This window comes from Aurantimonas sp. Leaf443, assembly GCF_001425575.1.
Classification (GTDB): Bacteria; Pseudomonadota; Alphaproteobacteria; order Rhizobiales; family Rhizobiaceae; genus Leaf443.
The window spans coordinates 141048-157209 of the sequence record NZ_LMRD01000010.1; the positions used below are offsets into that span (position 1 = coordinate 141048).

Annotated in this window: 19 protein-coding genes; 4 read left to right on the forward strand and 15 right to left on the reverse strand. The window is 71.3% G+C overall.

Translation table 11 applies throughout. The annotated features are described in order from the left end of the window. Positions 1-6: 6 nt before the first annotated feature. From pheT to rpmI, 6 genes are all read right to left on the reverse strand, one after another. Complete coding sequence (gene pheT / locus ASG48_RS15435; protein ID WP_055851770.1) at positions 7-2463, reverse strand: phenylalanine--tRNA ligase subunit beta; 2457 nt, start codon at positions 2461-2463, stop codon at positions 7-9. 102 nt (positions 2464-2565) lie between these two features. Then, the gene (locus tag ASG48_RS15440) at positions 2566-2985 is read right to left on the reverse strand and encodes a hypothetical protein (protein WP_055851772.1); all 420 of its coding nucleotides are present in this window, start codon (positions 2983-2985) and stop codon (positions 2566-2568) included. 57 nt (positions 2986-3042) lie between these two features. Beyond that, a complete protein-coding gene (locus ASG48_RS15445) occupies positions 3043-4860 on the reverse strand; it encodes an EAL domain-containing protein (RefSeq protein ID WP_156381630.1) in 1818 nt (605 codons plus the stop codon). 226 nt (positions 4861-5086) lie between these two features. Next, positions 5087-6178 carry a phenylalanine--tRNA ligase subunit alpha gene (pheS, locus tag ASG48_RS15450; protein ID WP_156381640.1) on the reverse strand — a complete coding sequence of 364 codons (1092 nt, stop codon included), beginning with the start codon at positions 6176-6178 and terminating at the stop codon, positions 5087-5089. A gap of 206 nt (positions 6179-6384) precedes the next feature. Beyond that, positions 6385-6804 (reverse strand): 50S ribosomal protein L20, encoded by a 420-nt coding sequence (rplT, locus tag ASG48_RS15455; RefSeq protein WP_055851779.1) that lies wholly within the window; start codon positions 6802-6804, stop codon positions 6385-6387. Between the two features lie 36 nt (positions 6805-6840). Next, positions 6841-7041 (reverse strand): 50S ribosomal protein L35, encoded by a 201-nt coding sequence (gene rpmI, locus ASG48_RS15460; protein WP_055851782.1) that lies wholly within the window; start codon positions 7039-7041, stop codon positions 6841-6843. Between the two features lie 302 nt (positions 7042-7343). Between rpmI and ASG48_RS15465 the strand changes: the two genes are divergently transcribed. Beyond that, entirely contained in the window at positions 7344-7874 is a 531-nt protein-coding gene (locus tag ASG48_RS15465) for a hypothetical protein (protein WP_055851785.1), read from the forward strand. A gap of 191 nt (positions 7875-8065) precedes the next feature. On the opposite strand, the gene infC is transcribed toward ASG48_RS15465, so the two are convergent. Next, positions 8066-8605 carry a translation initiation factor IF-3 gene (infC, locus tag ASG48_RS15470; protein WP_055851789.1) on the reverse strand — a complete coding sequence of 180 codons (540 nt, stop codon included), beginning with the start codon at positions 8603-8605 and terminating at the stop codon, positions 8066-8068. A 241-nt stretch (positions 8606-8846) separates the two neighbouring features. Between infC and ASG48_RS15475 the strand changes: the two genes are divergently transcribed. Both ASG48_RS15475 and ASG48_RS15480 read left to right on the forward strand, forming a co-directional pair. Continuing rightward, positions 8847-9644 (forward strand): alpha/beta hydrolase, encoded by a 798-nt coding sequence (locus ASG48_RS15475; RefSeq protein ID WP_055851793.1) that lies wholly within the window; start codon positions 8847-8849, stop codon positions 9642-9644. A 376-nt stretch (positions 9645-10020) separates the two neighbouring features. Further along, positions 10021-10635: a transglutaminase-like cysteine peptidase gene (locus ASG48_RS15480; protein WP_055851796.1), complete on the forward strand. Its 615-nt coding sequence runs from the start codon at positions 10021-10023 to the stop codon at positions 10633-10635. A 67-nt stretch (positions 10636-10702) separates the two neighbouring features. Here the strand turns inward: ASG48_RS15480 and yacG are convergent, their stop codons facing one another. From yacG to ASG48_RS15510, 7 genes are all read right to left on the reverse strand, one after another. Continuing rightward, complete coding sequence (gene yacG / locus ASG48_RS15485) at positions 10703-10897, reverse strand: DNA gyrase inhibitor YacG (protein ID WP_055851799.1); 195 nt, start codon at positions 10895-10897, stop codon at positions 10703-10705. Between the two features lie 4 nt (positions 10898-10901). After that, complete coding sequence (locus ASG48_RS15490; RefSeq protein ID WP_055851803.1) at positions 10902-11570, reverse strand: Maf-like protein; 669 nt, start codon at positions 11568-11570, stop codon at positions 10902-10904. Positions 11571-11580: 10 nt separating this feature from the next. After that, positions 11581-11799: a translation initiation factor IF-1 gene (infA, locus tag ASG48_RS15495; protein ID WP_055851806.1), complete on the reverse strand. Its 219-nt coding sequence runs from the start codon at positions 11797-11799 to the stop codon at positions 11581-11583. 211 nt (positions 11800-12010) lie between these two features. Then, the gene (murA, locus tag ASG48_RS15500; RefSeq protein WP_055851811.1) at positions 12011-13300 is read right to left on the reverse strand and encodes a UDP-N-acetylglucosamine 1-carboxyvinyltransferase; all 1290 of its coding nucleotides are present in this window, start codon (positions 13298-13300) and stop codon (positions 12011-12013) included. A gap of 133 nt (positions 13301-13433) precedes the next feature. Beyond that, complete coding sequence (locus ASG48_RS18565) at positions 13434-13592, reverse strand: hypothetical protein (protein WP_200939601.1); 159 nt, start codon at positions 13590-13592, stop codon at positions 13434-13436. Between the two features lie 251 nt (positions 13593-13843). Then, a complete protein-coding gene (locus ASG48_RS15505; protein WP_055851814.1) occupies positions 13844-14575 on the reverse strand; it encodes an anti-sigma factor in 732 nt (243 codons plus the stop codon). Beyond that, complete coding sequence (locus ASG48_RS15510) at positions 14572-15141, reverse strand: sigma-70 family RNA polymerase sigma factor (protein WP_055851817.1); 570 nt, start codon at positions 15139-15141, stop codon at positions 14572-14574. Before ASG48_RS15510 ends, ASG48_RS15505 begins: the two co-directional genes overlap by 4 nt. Before the next feature lie 227 nt (positions 15142-15368). Between ASG48_RS15510 and ASG48_RS15515 the strand changes: the two genes are divergently transcribed. Further along, positions 15369-15740: a DUF427 domain-containing protein gene (locus ASG48_RS15515; RefSeq protein WP_055851820.1), complete on the forward strand. Its 372-nt coding sequence runs from the start codon at positions 15369-15371 to the stop codon at positions 15738-15740. 83 nt (positions 15741-15823) lie between these two features. On the opposite strand, the gene ASG48_RS15520 is transcribed toward ASG48_RS15515, so the two are convergent. Then, positions 15824-16111, reverse strand: coding sequence for a SelT/SelW/SelH family protein (locus ASG48_RS15520; RefSeq protein WP_055851823.1), 288 nt, complete (start codon positions 16109-16111; stop codon positions 15824-15826). Between the last annotated feature and the right edge of the window lie 51 nt (positions 16112-16162).

Genomic DNA, 16162 nt, shown 5'->3' on the forward strand with positions numbered 1-16162 from the left:
CGCCCGTCAGGCGCGCAGTCTCGCGCCGGTCGCCTTCGCCACCTGCGCCACGATCGCCGCCGAGACCTTCTCGAGATCCTCCTCGGTCAGCGTGCGCTCGCTCGGTGAGAGCGTGACCTCGATGGCGACCGACTTCTCGTCCGCCCCCATCGCGCCGCCGGTGAAGACGTCGAAGACGCGCACGCCCGTCACGAGCTTGCGGTCGGCGCCCTCGGCCGCGCGCACGATCGACAGGGCCTCGACGCCGGCGGGCACCACGAAGGCGAAGTCGCGCCGGACCGGCTGGAAGGACGAGAGGGACAGGACCGGCTTGGTGCGCGTCGCCTTGCGCTTGGCCTCGGGGATCTCGTCGAGGAAGACCTCGAAGCCGCAGAGCGGCCCGCTGGCGCCGAGCGCCTTGAGGACGCGGGGGTGGAACTCGCCGAACTCGGCGAGAACGGTCTTCGGGCCGAGCTTCAGGCGGCCGGAGCGGCCGGGATGGTACCAGCCGCGCGCCGGCGCCTCCACGGTGAGGCGCTCCACCGGCGCGCCGGCGGCCTCGAGCGCGGCGATGGCGTCGGCCTTGGCGTCGAAGACGCCGACCGAAGGCGCCGCCCCGTCCCAGGCGCGGCCCGGGCCGGTCAGGGTCGCGGTGCCGCGGCGCACGCCGCCGGCCACGCGCCTCTGCCCCTCGGGCGCGTCGGAGAGATAGATGCCGGCGACCTCGAAGAGCGCGGCGTCTCCGAAGCCCTTGGCGGCGTTGCGCTGGGCGGCGGCGATCAGGCCCGGCAGGAGCGAGGGCCGCATGTCCGACATATCGGCGGCGATCGGGTTGACGAGGCGCAGCGCCTCGGCGCCGCCGCCGAAGGCCTCGGCATGGGCGCGGGGGATGAAGGAATAGGTCACCGCCTCCACCATGCCGCGCACGGCGAGCGCGCGGCGCGCGGCGCGGTCGCGGATCTGCGCCCGCGTCAGGATGCGCCCGCCGACCGGCGCGAGCCGCGGCAGGGGCTCGGGCGCGATGCGGTCCACCCCGCGCATGCGCATGATCTCCTCGACGAGATCGGCCTTGCCGTCGATGTCCGGCCGCCAGGAAGGCACGACGAGGCGCACGCGCTCGGGGCTGCCCGCGCCGGTCTCGACGAAGCCGAGGCGGTTCAGGATCGACAGGCTCTCCTCGCGCGAAACGTCGACGCCCGTCAGGCGCCGCGTCTCGGAGAAGGGGAACTCGACCTCGCGATAGACATGGCCGGCCTCGCCCACCAGCGCGCCCTCGGCCGGCTGCGGCCGGTTGACAACGACGAGGGGCTCGCTCGGCGTGCCGCCGCACAGGTCCATGACGAGGCGCGTCGCCAGGTCCAGCCCCGCGCCCATGAAGGCCGGGTCGACGCCGCGCTCGAAACGGTAGCGCGCGTCGGTGACGATGCCGAGCGAACGGCCCGCGCGCGCGATGTCGAGCGGCTCCCACAGGGCCGATTCGATCAGGACGTCGGTGGTCGTCTCGTCGCAGCCCGAATGCTCGCCGCCCATGATGCCGGCGATGGATTCGGGGCCGGCCTCGTCGGCGATGACGCAGACCGACGGGTCGAGCGCATGGGTGCGCCCGTCGAGGCCGAGGATCTCCTCGCCCGTCCGCGCCTGGCGCACCACGAGCGCGCCGGCGACCTTGCGGGCATCGAAGACGTGCAGCGGCCGGCCGCGGTCGAAGGTGACGTAGTTCGTCACGTCCACCAGCGCGTTGATCGGGCGAAGGCCGATCGCCTTCAGGCGCTTCTGCATCCAGTCCGGCGAGGGACCGTTGGCCACGCCCCGCACGAGGCGCAGCGCGAAGCCGAGGCAGGTGGCGCTCTCCACGCGCAGCTCGACCGGGCAGGCGCCCTGCCCGGCGACCGGCTCCACCGCGCCCGGCTTCAGCGTGCCGAGGCCGGAGGCGGCCAGATCGCGCGCGATGCCGTAGACGCCGGTCGCGTCGGGATGGTTGGGCGTCAGGTTGATCTCGATCACGGGATCGGCGAGGCCGGCATAGTCGGCGAAGGGCGTGCCGACGGGCGCGTCCTCCGGCAGGTCGATGATGCCATTGTGCTCGTCGGAGAGCTCGAGCTCGCGCTCCGAGCACATCATGCCGTGGGACTCCACGCCCCGGATCTTGCCGATGCCGAGCGTGACGTCGAGGCCGGGCACGTGGGTGCCGGGCAGGCCGAGCACGCCCACGAGCCCCGCCCGCGCGTTCGGCGCGCCGCACACGACCTGCAGCGGCCTGCCGCCGTTCACGTCCGGCCCCGCGTCGACGGTGAGGACCTGCAGCTTGTCGGCGTCCGGATGGCGCTCCGCCGTCAGCACCCGCGCGATGCGGAAGGGCCGCATCGCCGCGCCGTCGTCGATCGCCTCCACCTCGAGCCCGATCATCGTCAGGCGCTCGGCGATCTCGGCGAGGCCCGCGTCGGTCTCGAGATGGTCCTTCAGCCAGGAGAGGGTGAATTTCATGTCTTGGACCTTCCGCCACGTTCGCGAACGCGGCTCTGCTTGTGCGCTTTGGCTGACGCTCCTAGCCGCCGAGCGGGCCAAAGGGCAAGCGCGGCCTTCTCGTCATTGCGGCGGAAAGGACCCGCCGCCCCCGGGCGCGGCCTCCGACACCGCCTCGCGCACGGCCGCGTTCGAGAGGACGAAGCGGTAGGTGAGGAGGGAGACGACGGAGAAGGCGGTGTAGAGGAGGAGGACGGTCGTGGTGGCGAGCGGCACGTCGTAGGAGAAGAGGACGATGACCGTGGGCAGGAGGACGCCCGTGAAGAAGGCGGCGAGCGCGGCCGGCGTCTGCGGCAGGAGGCGGTACCAGACGGCGTAGAGCGCGACGGTCACGATCGCCAGCGCCGCGCGGCCGAGCGAGACGGTGAGGGCGAAGAAGTCGCCGTCCGCGAAGAGCCAGTGCAGGGCGTTGACGACGAGAAGGCCGATCGCCGCGCCGCACAGGACGGCGATCGATTCCATGAGAAGGCTGCGCGGTGACATCCTGGCCCTTTCGCCCGTGCGGTCGCAGGAGGGAAAGCAGGGCGCGCAGGCGCAAGTTCAAGCCCCGGCGGGCGTCTCGCGGTGCGCGGCCGGCGAAGGGGCGGCGGCGGCGCGCAGCATCCCTTCGATCTCGGCGCGCGGCTTCGGGCGGCTGATGAGGTAGCCCTGCACCTGCGAGAGCCCTTCGGCCCGGGCCAGGTCGAGCTGCTCGGCCGTCTCCACGCCCTCGACGAGCGTCGTGATGCCGAGGCTGACGCCGAGCCCGGCCACCGCGCGGATGATGGCGAGCGCGTCGGCGCTCGTCTCGGCGTCCTTCATGAAGGAGCGGTCGATCTTGATCTTGTCGATGGGGAAGCGGCGCAGGTAGCTCAGCGAGGAATAGCCCGTGCCGAAGTCGTCCATCGCGAAACGGATGCCGGCCGCCTTCAGCGCCGCGATGTTGCGCGCCGTCGCCTCGCTCTCGTCGAGAATCGCGCTCTCGGTGATCTCGATCTCCAGCCGCGCGGCGGCAAGCCCGGTCTGCGCGAGGGTTTCGAACACGGTCTGCGCGAAGCCGGCCTGCTGGAGCTGCATGCTGGAGACGTTGACCGCCACCGCGATCTCGTCCGGCCAGTGGCTCGCATCGGCGCAGGCCCGGCGCAGCACCCATTCGCCGAGAGAAACGATGAGGCCGATCTCCTCGGCGACGGGAATGAACGTCGCGGGGGACACGAGCCCGCGCTCGGGATGGTTCCAGCGCACCAGCGCCTCCATGCCCACGATCCGGTCGCCGGCCAGTTCCACCAGCGGCTGGTAGTGCAGCTCGAAGGCGTCCGTGGCGAGCGCCTCGTGCAGGTCGCTCTCCAGCGCCCGCCGCAGGCGCGCGCTCTCGGACATGGCGGGATCGAAGACGCGGACCTGGCCGCGGCCCGAGGCCTTGGCGTGGCGCAGGGCGAGGTCGGCGTCGAGGATGAGCCGCTCGATGTCGCCCAGCCCCCCGCGCACGGTCTCGAGGCCGATGCTGACGCCGATCTCCACGAACCCGCCCGAGGTCTCGAAGGGCCGCGCGATGGCGGCCACGAGCGCCTGCGCCCGCGCCATCACCTCCGCCTCGCTGCGCGCGCGCATCAGGATGGCGAACTCGTCGCCGCCCATCCGCGCGATCGCAGAGCCCGGCCGCACGCCCATGCGCAGCCGCTCGGCGACGGCGCGCAGCAGCTCGTCGCCGAGCGCATGGCCATAGGTGTCGTTGACGAACTTGAACCGGTCGAGATCGAGAGAGAGCAGCGCGACGACCGGGCGCTTGGGATCGGCCGGGCGCAGGAGCGCGTGGTCCCCCTCGCGAAAGGTGCGGGAGTTGAGGAGATCGGTGAGCCCGTCGTGGCGGGCGAGATGGGCGATGCGCGCCTCGCTGCGGCGCTGCGCGGTCACGTCCTCGAAGGTGGAGACCCAGCCGCCGCCGTCCATCGAGCGGTAGAGGATGGAGAGGACGCGCCCGTCGGCGAGTTCGCGCAGCACCGGCTGCCCGGTCTCCCCGCCGAGCGCGGTCAGCGTGCCGAGCCGCAGCTGGTCGAGCGTGACGCCGGCCGGGTAGCAGCCGTTCCGCAGGAGGACGCGGCAGACCTCGGTCTGCGTCATGCCGAAGGACAGGCTGCCGGCGGGCAGGCCGAAGAGCTCGTGATAGCGGTGATTGCAGACGACGAGCTGCTCCTCGGCGTCGAACATGCACAGGCCCTGGCTCATGTTGGCGAGCGCGGCCTCGAACCGGCGGACCTGCTCGAACAGCCGGTCGCTGACGCTCGACGCCGTGCCGTGCGGCCGGCTCTGGGCGCCCGGGAAGCCGGTGCCCGGCGCGAGCGCCTGCAGGGCATCCGCCTTCCACAAGGGTACAGTCATCACCGCTCTCCCGAGACCCCGAGGCGCATGGGCACGGTGTGTGCGCAGGCGCTCGGCACGCACAGGGTGCGGCAGGACCCGTTGACGCCGCGTGAATCGCGGCGCCAATCTTGCTCTCGGCCGCGCGATGCTCGGCGGGCGCCGCTGACAATAAGCACGACTGCCATTGATGACAGGTTAAGCAACCTGCCGCCCTTTTCGGCAGCGACCGGCCGGCGCGATGGACTCAGCCGCTCAGGCCGCCGAACAGCGTCGGCATGTCGAGCGGGCGGAAGCCGTAACGCTCCAGCCAGCGGATGTCGGCCTCGAAGAAGGCCCGCAGGTCCGGCATGCCGTATTTCAGCATGGCGATGCGGTCGATGCCCATGCCCCAGGCGAAGCCCTGGTACACGTCCGGGTCCAGCCCGCCGGCGCGCAGCACGTTGGGATGGACCATGCCGCAGCCCAGGATCTCCATCCAGTCCGAGCCCTCGCCGAAGCGCACCTCGCCGGGCCGCGAGCGGTCGCACTGGATATCGACCTCAAGGCTCGGCTCGGTGAAGGGGAAGAAGGACGGGCGGAAGCGCATGTTCAGGGCGGGCACCTCGAAGAAGGCCTTGCAGAACTCCTCCAGCACCCACTTCATGTTGGCGATGGTCGCGCCCTTGTCGACGACGAGCCCCTCCACCTGGTGGAACATCGGCGAATGGGTGGCGTCCGAATCCTGCCGGTAGGTCTTGCCGGGGATGACGATGCGGATCGGCGGCTCGCTCGTCTCCATCGTGCGGATCTGTACGGGCGAGGTGTGGGTGCGCAGCACCTTGCGCTCGCCGGCCGCGTCCGGCTGCAGGAAGAACGTGTCGTGCATCTCGCGGGCGGGATGGCCCACGGGGAAGTTGAGGGCGGTGAAATTGTAGTGGTCGGTCTCGATGTCCGGCCCCTCGGCGATCGAGAAGCCCATGTCGGCGAAGATCGCGGCGATCTCCTCGATGACCTGGCTGATCGGATGGATGCGCCCGCGCGCGGCGGGGCTCGAGCGCACCGGCAGCGACACGTCGAGCGTCTCGGCGGCGAGGCGCGCCTCGGTCGCCGCCTCCGCCAGCGTCTCGCGGCGGGCGAGGATGGCGCCCTGCACGCGGTCGCGCAGGCCGTTGAGACGGGGGCCCGCCTCCTTGCGCTCGTCTTGCGTCATCTTGCCGAGGCCCTTCAGCGCCTCGGAGATGCGGCCCTTCTTGCCGAGTTCCTGGATGCGGATCGCCTCCAGCGCCGCCTCGTCGGCCGCCGCCTCGATGGCGGCGACGATCTCGGCCTCGGAAATCGCCGCTTCGGGTGTCGCGATGTCGCTCAAGCGTTCACTCCTGCCGTCCCGGCCTCGCGCCGGCCGACGCTGCGACCGGGAAGACCCTCGCCGGCTCGTCTAGACCATTGCGCCGCGCCAAGGGAAGCGGGCGCCCAACGAAAAGGCCCGCCCCGGACGGTGCCGGCGCGGGCCTTGGGATCGGTTCGAAGGCGCCGCTTGAGGCGACGCCCCGGCCGCGCGTCGCCTCAGGCGGCGCGCTTCTCGCCGACGGCGCGCTCGTAGGCGCCCTCGAACTGGCCTTCCTTGAGATAGTCGAGCGAGGCCTTGGCCTGCGCGACCAGGGCCGCGAAGGCCTCCGGCTCGTGGATGGCGATGTCGGACAGAACCTTGCGGTCCACCTCGATGCCGGCCTTGTTCAGGCCGTCGATGAAGCGGGCATAGGTGAAGCCGTGCTCGCGGACGGCGGCGTTGATGCGCTGCACCCAGAGGGCGCGGAAGTTGCGCTTCTTGACGCGGCGGTCGCGCGTGGCGAACTGCTTGGACCGATCGACGGCCGCCTTGGCGGCGCGGATCGTGTTCTTGCGGCGGCCGTAGAAGCCCTTGGCGGCCTTCAGGACCTTCTTGTGCTTGGCGTGGGACGTGACGCCCCGCTTGACGCGTGCCATGATCTAAACTCCTTCAGACTTGTCCTGCCGGCCCGCTCAGCGGTGATACGGCATGTAGATCTTGACGATGCGCTCGTCGGGCTTCGAAAGGATCATCGTGCCGCGCGCATCGCGGATGAAGTCATTGGAACGCTTGATCATGCCGTGGCGCTTGCCGGCGGCCCCTGCCTTGATATGGCCGTTGGCCGTGGCGCGGAAGCGCTTCTTGGCCGCAGCCTTGGTCTTCATCTTGGGCATTTTGCTCTCCTCAGGTTCAAGGATCGCGACCGGCCGGGACGGCGTTGAAGCCGACCTGCCTCTCCGGTTGGATACGGGGACGTCGCGATAGCATTCGGAACCGCCACGGCATGCCCTGCCGGACGGCTCTCCACTTCGACGTGGCGCTTATAGGGGGCGAACGCTCCGAAGGCAACCGATCTCGCCGTTTCGCCCTAGGGTGGAAAAAATCGTCACCGCACTCGCCACTTCCCCCATCTGGGGGATGCGCGTGCGCCCGGCGCCGTGCTCCTCTATGCTCGCACACCTCTCGGGCTCCGACGATGACGATCATTGACTTCCCCTCCCGCCCCAAGACCGGTCTCGATCCCGTGCCCGCCTCGACGGTGGCGGGGGATGGGGGCGGGACGTGGCCCGTCGTCGAGCACCGCGACCTGTCGCGCCTCATCTCCACCTGGGACAATGCCGATATCGGCATGGCGCTTCTCGACGAGCAGCTGCGCGTCGTCGCCGCCAACGTCACCGGCGAGGATCTCCTGTCCACCCGCTCGCATTTCTTCCCGCTGACGCCCGGCGCCCGGCTGCGGCCGACGCAGGAGGAGGACGCGGAGCGCCTGCGCCTGGCCGCCGACCGGCTGGCCTTCTGCGCGGCGGCGATCCAGACGCTGGATCTCGGCGCCTCGCCCCACGGCCTCAGGCTCACGCTGCGGCGCCTCGGGCCGATCGCGCTCGACCGCCTGTCGCGCACGGGCGCCAGCCGCGCCGCCCGCCTTCCCAGCGCCCGCCTCCTCGCCACGCTGCGCGCCGAGCGGGCGGCGGAAGGCGAGCGCGGCGTCGCGGCCCTGACGGCCTGAGGACCGGCGCGCCGCGCCCCGTCCGGCCGCATCGCGAAGGTCTCCGTCGCCCGCCCACTGCGGCGAGGTCACCCGCTGCGGCTGCGATCCCTCCCGGTCCGCCCCCGTCCCGGATGCCGCGCATGAAAAAGCCGCCCCGGCAGTGCCGAGGCGGCTCGAAGCGATGATCGAGGGAGGGGCGGAGCGCGGCCTCAGCCGCGCGGCGCCAGAACCATCATCATCTGGCGGCCTTCGAGCTTGGGCTCGGCCTCGACCTTGGAGATCTCGGCCGTCTCCTCGCGGACGCGGTTGAGAAGCTTCAGGCCGAGTTCCTGGTGCGCCATCTCGCGACCGCGGAAGCGCAGCGTCACCTTGACCTTGTCGCCCTCGTCGAAGAAGCGGCGCACGGCCTTCATCTTCGTCTCGTAGTCGTGGTCGTCGATGTTCGGACGCATCTTGATCTCCTTGACCTCGATGGTCTTCTGGCGCTTGCGCGCCTCGGCGGCCTTCTTCTGGCCCTCGTATTTCAACTTGCCGAGATCGAGGATCTTGCACACCGGCGGATTGGCGGTCGGCACGATCTCGACGAGGTCGAGACCCGCCTCCTCGGCCATGGCCAGGGCCTCCTGCGTCGGAATCTGGCCGCGGTTCTGCCCCTCAGCGTCGATGAGCTGAATCATCGGGTTCCGGATGTCCCGGTTGGAGCGCGGCCCTTCCTTCTGGGTCGGCGGTGCACGGAATGGTCTGCGAATGGTCGTTCTCTCCTGAACGTTGACGACGACGGCTCGATGTTCAAAGACGCCCGAGCGGGGCGAACCGTTCCCGATCTTTCGAGAGGGAAACCGTCCGCCGGACGCGAGGCGGCCGACAAGCGTTCAGCCTATAACACCCTTCGCCGCGGTTTTCACGTCTTTCGCCGCAAATCGTCATCGCCCGTGAACTTCGCCGGCGCAACGCCCGTCAAGAAGAAGCGGAAGAACAGGGGCCCCGCCCATGCGCCAGGCCATCGAAGTCGAGAGCATCCTCACCGTCGGCACGGGCGCCGATGCCCGCCCCATCGCCCGCTCGGTGCGCGAGGGCGCGGCCCCGACGCTCCTGTGGCTCGGCGGCTACCGCTCCGACATGCGCGGCACCAAGGCCGAGCGGCTGGCCGATCTCGCCGCGCGCGAGGGGCTCGGCTTCTGCCGCTTCGACTATTCCGGCCACGGCGCCTCGGGCGGCCGGTTCGAGGAGGGCACGATCTCGCGCTGGCTGGAGGAGACGCTTTGCGTCGTGGAGAGCCTTCGCGCCGGCCCGCTTCTCGTCGTCGGCTCGTCCATGGGCGCGTGGATCGCGCTGCGGCTGGTGCAGCGCCTGCGCGGGACGCCGGCCGGGCGCCCCGTCGCCGGCCTCGTCCTCCTCGCCCCGGCGCCCGACTTCACCGAACGCCTCGTCAGGCCGCGCCTGACGGCCGACGCCCGCGCACGGCTCGAACGCGACGGGGTGCTGCGAGAACCCTCGCGCTACGGCGACGAGCCCGACCTCTACACCGCGGCGCTCCTCGAGGACGGCGCGGCCAATCTCGTGATGGAGGGCACGATCGAGACCGGCTGCCCCGTCCATATCGTGCAGGGCATGGAGGATCCCGACGTGCCCTTCTCGCATGCGCTGGAACTCGTCACCCATCTGCCGGCCGACGGCGTGACCGTGACGCTCGTCAAGGACGGCGACCACCGCCTCTCGCGCCCGACGGACCTCGCCCTGATCGAGCGCATCGTCCTGGCCGAGGTCGCCGCCCTGCGCCAGGCCTGACGCCACGCCGCCACTGCCCGCGCCGGAGGCAGTCTGCCTGCCGCGCTGACGCAGGAAACGGCAAGCGTTTTGGCCGGACTCGAAAAGGTTCCAGGGTCGCGGAAAAAATTTCACGCCGTCCGCCGGCTGTGGCACCGGCGTCACAATGCCGATCCCGCGCCGTCGAAAGGTCAGCGATGTCAGTTTCTTACACTCGTCGCGGAAAACGGGCGAATCCGCAGCGGCCGCCCGAAAGGCGGATGCGGGGGGCGGCGACATTGCCCCAGGCTGGGTTTCGCGGCGCCCGTGCCGCCTTCGTCGCGTTGACAGTCTTTCGCGCCGCACTCACCATCCCCGCATCAAGGTCTTAATCCTTCGTGCTTGGGACGGGTACGAGATGCAGAAAATTCGCGCGATCGGCGCCACGCTCCTGCTTTGCCTGACTTTGGCCGGCCCCGGCCATGCCGGCGTCGCCCGCGGCGCCTCCATGGCGGTGGGCGAACAGACGACCCAGCCGATCGGCCATCATCTCCTGTGCATCGAACTGCCGAAGGAATGCGAGGCGCAGCGCGCGGCCACCTTCGTCCATCCCGTGCCGCTCACCAAGGCGCTGATGCAGACGGTGGCGAGCATCAACGTCGCCACCAACGCCGCCATCAAGGCCGCGTCCGACCGGGACCTCTACGGGGTGGAGGAGCGCTGGACCTATCCGACGGACCGGGGCGACTGCGAGGACTACGCGCTTCTCAAGCGCCGCCTCCTGCACGCGGCCGGCATCGCCTATTCCAACCTCCTGATGACCGTGGTCAAGAAGCCGGACGGCGAGGGCCATGCGATCCTCACCCTGCGCACCAGCCAGGGCGACTTCGTGCTCGACAATCTCAACGCCCGCGTCACGCCCTGGACGCAGGTGCCCTACACGTTCCTGAAGCGCCAGAGCAGCCTCGACCCGGCCCGCTGGACCGCCATCGAGGACGGGGCCGACGTCCTCGTCGGCGCGGTGGCGCAGTAGGGCGTTTCCAGCCAGGGCGAAGAGGCATCGGCGCGGCGCGGGCGCGCTCTCGCGAGGAACGCGGAGTTCAGCGCTCGTCGTCCTCGCCGCCGCCGTCGGTCAGCGCGGCGTCGCCCGCGATGACGTAGCTGCCCGAGAGCCAGCGGTTGAGATCGACCGCCTTGCAGCGCGGCGAGCAGAAGGGATAGCTCTCGCGCGCGGCCGGCGCCCCGCATTCGGGGCACCGGCGCTTGGGGCGCAGAGGCGTGACGGGCGCGACCATCGGCTCAGAGCGTGCCGGGCGTCGCCTCGGCGGGCGCCGGGCGGGCGGGAAGATCGGGGCCGGCCTTCCAGCGGCCGTGAATGTCGAACCCCTCGCCGCCGAGCAGCGCCAGCGTCTCGTAGAGCGGCAGGCCGACGACATTCGTGTAGGAGCCGACGAGCCGCACCACGAAGGCGCCGGCCAGCCCCTGGATGGCGTAGCCGCCGGCCTTGCCGCGCCATTCCTGCGAGGCGACGTAGGACTCGATGTCCTCGCGCGACAGGCGCTTGAAGCGCACGCGGCTCTCCACGAGGCGCTGGCGCGCGGCGCCGCGCGGCCCGACGACGCACACGCCCGTGTAGACGCGGTGCGTGCGGCCGGAGAGGAGGCGCAGATTGGCGACCGCGTCCTCGGAGAGTTCGGCCTTGGGCAGGATCTGGCGCCCGACGGAAACGACGGTGTCGGCGGCCACCACGTAGATGCGCCCCGCCGGATCGAGCTCGGCCATGGCGCGGGCGACCACGTCCGCCTTCTCCTTGGAGAGGCGCTTGGCCAGCGAGCGCGGATGCTCGTTGCGCGCGGGCGTCTCGTCGAGATCGGCCGGCATCAGGCGGTCCGGCTCAATGCCGGCCTGCTGCAGGAGCTCCAGCCGGCGCGGCGAGCCGGAGGCGAGCACCAGTTGCCTTCGGGCCAAGACGGCGGCTCTACTTGAAGCGGTAGGTGATGCGACCCTTGGACAGGTCGTAGGGCGTCATCTCCACCAGAACCTTGTCGCCGGTGAGGACGCGGATGCGGTTCTTGCGCATGCGGCCGGCCGTGTGGGCGATGATCTCGTGGTCGTTCTCGAGCTTGATGCGGAAGGTGGCGTTCGGCAGGAGCTCGGTCACGGTTCCGGGGAACTCGAGGACTTCTTCTTTCGGCATAAGGTGGTGGGCCTTCGGGGCTGGTCGCGCGCCGGCCAGAGAGACCGGCGGCAAAGGGGGAACGGCCGCAGGACTGCGGCTCCGATCATCAAAGATGCGCCCTCCATCGGCGCAATCGGGAAAAAAATCAAGCTGAACGACAGGCGGCGCCCGCGCCGGGCGGTCCCCCTGCCGCCGCCGCGCCCGTTTCGCGGAGGCGCGCGGCGCGCCCTCAGCCGGAGATGCGCTCCACCTCCGCCCCGCAGGCGCGAAGCTTCTCCTCCAGCCGCTCGAAGCCGCGGTCGAGATGGTAGACGCGGTTGACGAGCGTCTCGCCCTCGGCGGCGAGCCCGGCGATGACGAGCGAGACCGAGGCGCGGAGGTCGGTCGCCATCACCGGGGCGCCGGCGAGCCGTCGCACGCCCTCCACGGTCGCGATCTGGCCCGAGAGCTGGATCTTCGCGCCCAGGCGCGCCAGCTCCTGCACATGCATGAAGCGGTTCTCGAAGATCGTCTCGGTGATGCGCGAGGTGCCGTCGGCCATGGTCATCAGCGCCATGAACTGCGCCTGCAGGTCGGTCGGGAAGCCCGGGAACGGGTCCGTCATCACGTCGACGGCCTGGATGCCGCCGCCGTTGCGGAAGACGCGGATGCCCCCGTCCAGCGCCTCGACGCCGACGCCGGCCTGACCGAGCGTGCCGAGCGCCTGCGACAGGAGATCGGCGCTCGTGCCCTGCAGCGTCACGTCGCCGCCGGTCATGGCGACGGCCATGGCGTAGGTGCCGGTCTCGATGCGGTCGGGCAGGACGCGGTGGCGCGCGCCCGACAGCGCGGTCACGCCCTCGATCGTGATGGTCGGCGTGCCCGCGCCCGAGATCTTCGCGCCCATGGCGTTGAGGCAGGCGGCGAGATCGACGATCTCGGGCTCGCGCGCGGCATTCTCGATGATCGTCTCGCCCCTGGCCAGCGAGGCGGCCATGAGGAGGACGTGCGTGGCGCCGACCGAGACCTTCGGGAAGACGTAGCGCGCGCCCTTCAGCCCGCCGGGCGCCTCGGCGACGATGTAGCCGCGGTCGATCTCGATCGTGGCGCCGAGGGCGCGCAGCGAGTCGATGAAGAGGTCCACCGGCCGCGTGCCGATGGCGCAGCCGCCCGGCAGCGAGACGCGCGCCTTGTGCATGCGCGCGAGCAGCGGCCCGATGACCCAGAAGCTGGCGCGCATCTTCGAGACGAGCTCGTAGGGCGCGGTCGTGTCGACGATGTTGCGGGCGGTGAAGTGGATCGTGCGCCCGAGCCCCGGCTCCTGGCCGATGCGCTTGCCGGTCACCGAATAGTCGACGCCGTGATTGCCGAGGATGCGGATGAGCTGCTCGACATCGGCCAGATGCGGCACGTTCTCCAGCGTCAGCGTGTCGTCCGTCAGGAGCGAGGCGATCATCAGCGGCAGGGCGGCGTTCTTGGCGCCCGAAATCGGGATCGTGCCCCGCAATTCGTTGCCCCCGCGAATGCGAATGCGATCCATGAATGCCGTCCCGCGCAATGGAATTGGTCTGTCCCTTGCCCGGCTCTCTACACCAGCGACCCGGTGGTGACAAACGCCGCGCCCGCCCAAGCCCTTGATCCCCTTGCGGCCGGGGCTTGGGCGCGCGGACCGCCTATTCCGGCCGGATCAGCGCGACGATGCCGAAGACCACGAAGGCGAAGACGGCGATCTTCCAGAAGTCGGAGCGGCGGCGAAGGCCCGGCCAGCCGATCGGCCGACAGATCTGGGCGCCCATCAGGACGATGAAGAGAACGGAGAAGAGCTTGCTCATGCGCTCTCTTAGCCGGTTTTGCGCTGTTCGGCTCTCCTGCGCGGCGGCCCGACGCGCGGAACCGACCGGCGGCCCCCCGCGGACCGCCGGCCGGATCGAGCGGCGGGCCGCCCCTGGGCTTCCCGAAGGAAGCCGCGAAGCTACGGCGGGACCGGGCGCAAGGATGCAGCGCCGGCACGCGGAAAGATCGCAGGCGCGACCCCATCGCTCAACCGAGGGGAATTACGGTGACGGCGCCGGTGCCGAAAGCGTCAGATCGTGTGGATCGCGCCCGAGGCGAGGACGGGGCCGGTCGGCAGGCCGGTCGGCGAGCCGCCTTCGGGCTCCAGCGAGACGGCGAGCGCGGTGTCCGGGGCCATCGCGTCCATGCCCTCCATCACCATGCGCAGGGGATGGTCGGTGCCCACGAGCCCGAGCGAGCGCGGGGCGGCGCCCGCGGGCCCGACGAGCCAGAGCTCGGGCACGCGGCCGGGCTGCGCCTCGACGGCGACGGGCACGAGCGTCGCCATGGCGCTGGCGCGGTCGATGACGACGGTGAAGAGCGGGCGCCCGTCGCTGCCGGCGAGCGTGGCGAACATCGCGCCGCGATCGGCGGGCTCGGGCGCGGAGAGGAGCACGAAGGCGAGGGCGGCGAGACTGGAGGCGGCAAGGCCGAACCCGCCGATCCCGAGCCAGCGCCAGAAGGCCGCGACGCCGCGCGCGGGAAGAGAGGCCGCGGCGGGCGCGGTGCGCGTCAGCCGGTCGAGACGGCGTTCGAGGCGCGCGCGGGCGCCCGGCGGCGGCTCGACGGGCTCGATGGCCTCTGCCAGCGGGGCGAGCCGCGCCGTCCAGTCCTCGAGCGCGCGCGCGAAGGCCGGGTCGCGGGCCGCCCGGCGCTCGGCCTCGCGCCGCTCGTCGCCGGAGAGGAGGCCGAGCGCGTGCTCGGCGGCGAGGTCGCGCTCCTCGTCGGGGGTCCCGTCGATCGGGGGCGGAAGCGTCGTCATGGCGCGAGACATCCCCGCAGGCGGATGAGGCCGCGCCGGATGAGGCTCTTCATCGTGCCGAGCGGCAGGCCGGCGCGGCGCGCCAGCTCGTCATAGGTCAGCCCGCCGTAGAAGGCGGCGGCGATGGCGCTGCGGGTTCTGGCGTCGAGCGCCGAGAGGCAGGCGGCCAGGCGCCGCTGCTCCTGCGAGGCGCTCAGCGCCTCGAACGCGTCCGGCCGTTCCTCGGCCACCTCGCCCGCCTCGTCGAGCGGGCGGTCGAAGGCGCGCGGCCCCAGCTGCCGCAGCCGGTCGATGGCGCGGTTGCGCGCGATGGTCGAGAGCCAGGTGATCGGGCTCGCGCGGCTCGCGTCGAAACTGTCGGCCCTGTTCCAAACGGTCAGATACACGTCCTGCAGCACGTCCTCGGCGTCCTCGCGATCGCCCAAGATACGCAAGGCCACGCCGAAAAGCTTCGCCGAGGTGAGGTCGTAGACATGGCCGAGCGCGGCCCGCTCGCCCTTGGCGACGCGCGCGATCAGCGCCACGAGCCGCTCGCGCGCCTCGTCCGGGCCGGAAGCCCGCCTCAAGATCGGTAAAGGATGCGAAGGGTCGTCATGGCGCGCAGCCGAACAGGCTTCTTCCGCGCTTGTCAACGCGCCGGCGACCCTGCGGCGCAGCATCGCGGCGCGCTGGACGCGGCGCGCCGGCGCGGCACCTGAGCGGCGAAGGGCGATCGACCGGCCCGCGCGTCGCGGAACGCTTGGGCCCCCATCGCACTTGCCGGACGCGTGTCGAACCCGAAAAGGAGACCCCCATGAGCCTCGACCCCGCCCCGACCCGGTCGGACCCCATCGCCATCGCGCCCGCCCGGGGCGCCGTCGTCGTCGATTTCCACGGCGCGATCGTCGCCTCCACGAAACGGGCCCTCCGGCTTTCGGAAGACGGCTACGAGCCGGTCTACTACATTCCGAAGGAGGACGTGGAGATGGCCTTCCTGCACGAGACCAACCGGCGCACGACCTGCCCGCACAAGGGCGAGGCGCGCTACTGGTCGATCTCGGCCGAGGGCATGGCCGCCGAGAACGCCGTCTGGGCCTACGACACGCCGAAGGCCGGCGTGGCGCAGATCGCCGGCCACGTCGCCTTCGACAAGCGCCATGTCGTGGTCAAGGCCGACGAGGCCTGACCACGACCGGCCCGTCGGCGACCTGACCCTTTGGGTCCGGCCCTGCGATGCCGGAAGGCGGCCGAGCGCCGCGCGCGGTGATGTCAGCGGTCGCTGTGGCCGAGGCTGCGCTGGGGATCGAGCCGGTCGCGCACGCGCTGCTTGAGCACCTTCGCCTCGGGAAAGCCGCCATCGGCCTTGCGCTCCCAGAGCGTGGCGCCGTCGTAGCGGATCTCGAAATGCCCGCCCGTGGCCGGCACCAGCGCCACCTCGGCGAGATCGCCGCCGAAGGTGGAGAGAAGCTCCTGCGCGAGCCAGGCCGCGCGCAGGAGCCACTGGCACTGCGTGCAATAGGCGATCTCGATGCGCGGCCGCGCGGCGCTCTCGTCCATGGTCCCGTCCCCGTCTCGTCTGCGCCCCTCGGCGCGCCGGTTCTTCGCCCG

Bases quoted from the DNA above. Each gene is read 5' to 3' on its own strand.
- ASG48_RS15465 (WP_055851785.1), top strand. From the start codon at position 7,344: ATGACGATCATTGACTTCCCCTCCCGCCCCAAGACCGGTCTCGATCCC.
- ASG48_RS15515 (WP_055851820.1), top strand. From the start codon at position 15,369: ATGAGCCTCGACCCCGCCCCGACCCGGTCGGACCCCATCGCCATCGCG.
- ASG48_RS15480 (WP_055851796.1), top strand. From the start codon at position 10,021: ATGCAGAAAATTCGCGCGATCGGCGCCACGCTCCTGCTTTGCCTGACT.
- yacG (WP_055851799.1), bottom strand. From the start codon at position 10,897: ATGGTCGCGCCCGTCACGCCTCTGCGCCCCAAGCGCCGGTGCCCCGAA.
- rpmI (WP_055851782.1), bottom strand. From the start codon at position 7,041: ATGCCCAAGATGAAGACCAAGGCTGCGGCCAAGAAGCGCTTCCGCGCC.
- ASG48_RS15520 (WP_055851823.1), bottom strand. From the start codon at position 16,111: ATGGACGAGAGCGCCGCGCGGCCGCGCATCGAGATCGCCTATTGCACG.
- infA (WP_055851806.1), bottom strand. From the start codon at position 11,799: ATGCCGAAAGAAGAAGTCCTCGAGTTCCCCGGAACCGTGACCGAGCTC.
- ASG48_RS15475 (WP_055851793.1), top strand. From the start codon at position 8,847: ATGCGCCAGGCCATCGAAGTCGAGAGCATCCTCACCGTCGGCACGGGC.
- pheT (WP_055851770.1), bottom strand. From the start codon at position 2,463: ATGAAATTCACCCTCTCCTGGCTGAAGGACCATCTCGAGACCGACGCG.
- ASG48_RS18565 (WP_200939601.1), bottom strand. From the start codon at position 13,592: ATGAGCAAGCTCTTCTCCGTTCTCTTCATCGTCCTGATGGGCGCCCAG.
- ASG48_RS15440 (WP_055851772.1), bottom strand. From the start codon at position 2,985: ATGTCACCGCGCAGCCTTCTCATGGAATCGATCGCCGTCCTGTGCGGC.
- murA (WP_055851811.1), bottom strand. From the start codon at position 13,300: ATGGATCGCATTCGCATTCGCGGGGGCAACGAATTGCGGGGCACGATC.
- ASG48_RS15445 (WP_156381630.1), bottom strand. From the start codon at position 4,860: ATGACTGTACCCTTGTGGAAGGCGGATGCCCTGCAGGCGCTCGCGCCG.
- rplT (WP_055851779.1), bottom strand. From the start codon at position 6,804: ATGGCACGCGTCAAGCGGGGCGTCACGTCCCACGCCAAGCACAAGAAG.
- ASG48_RS15505 (WP_055851814.1), bottom strand. From the start codon at position 14,575: ATGACGACGCTTCCGCCCCCGATCGACGGGACCCCCGACGAGGAGCGC.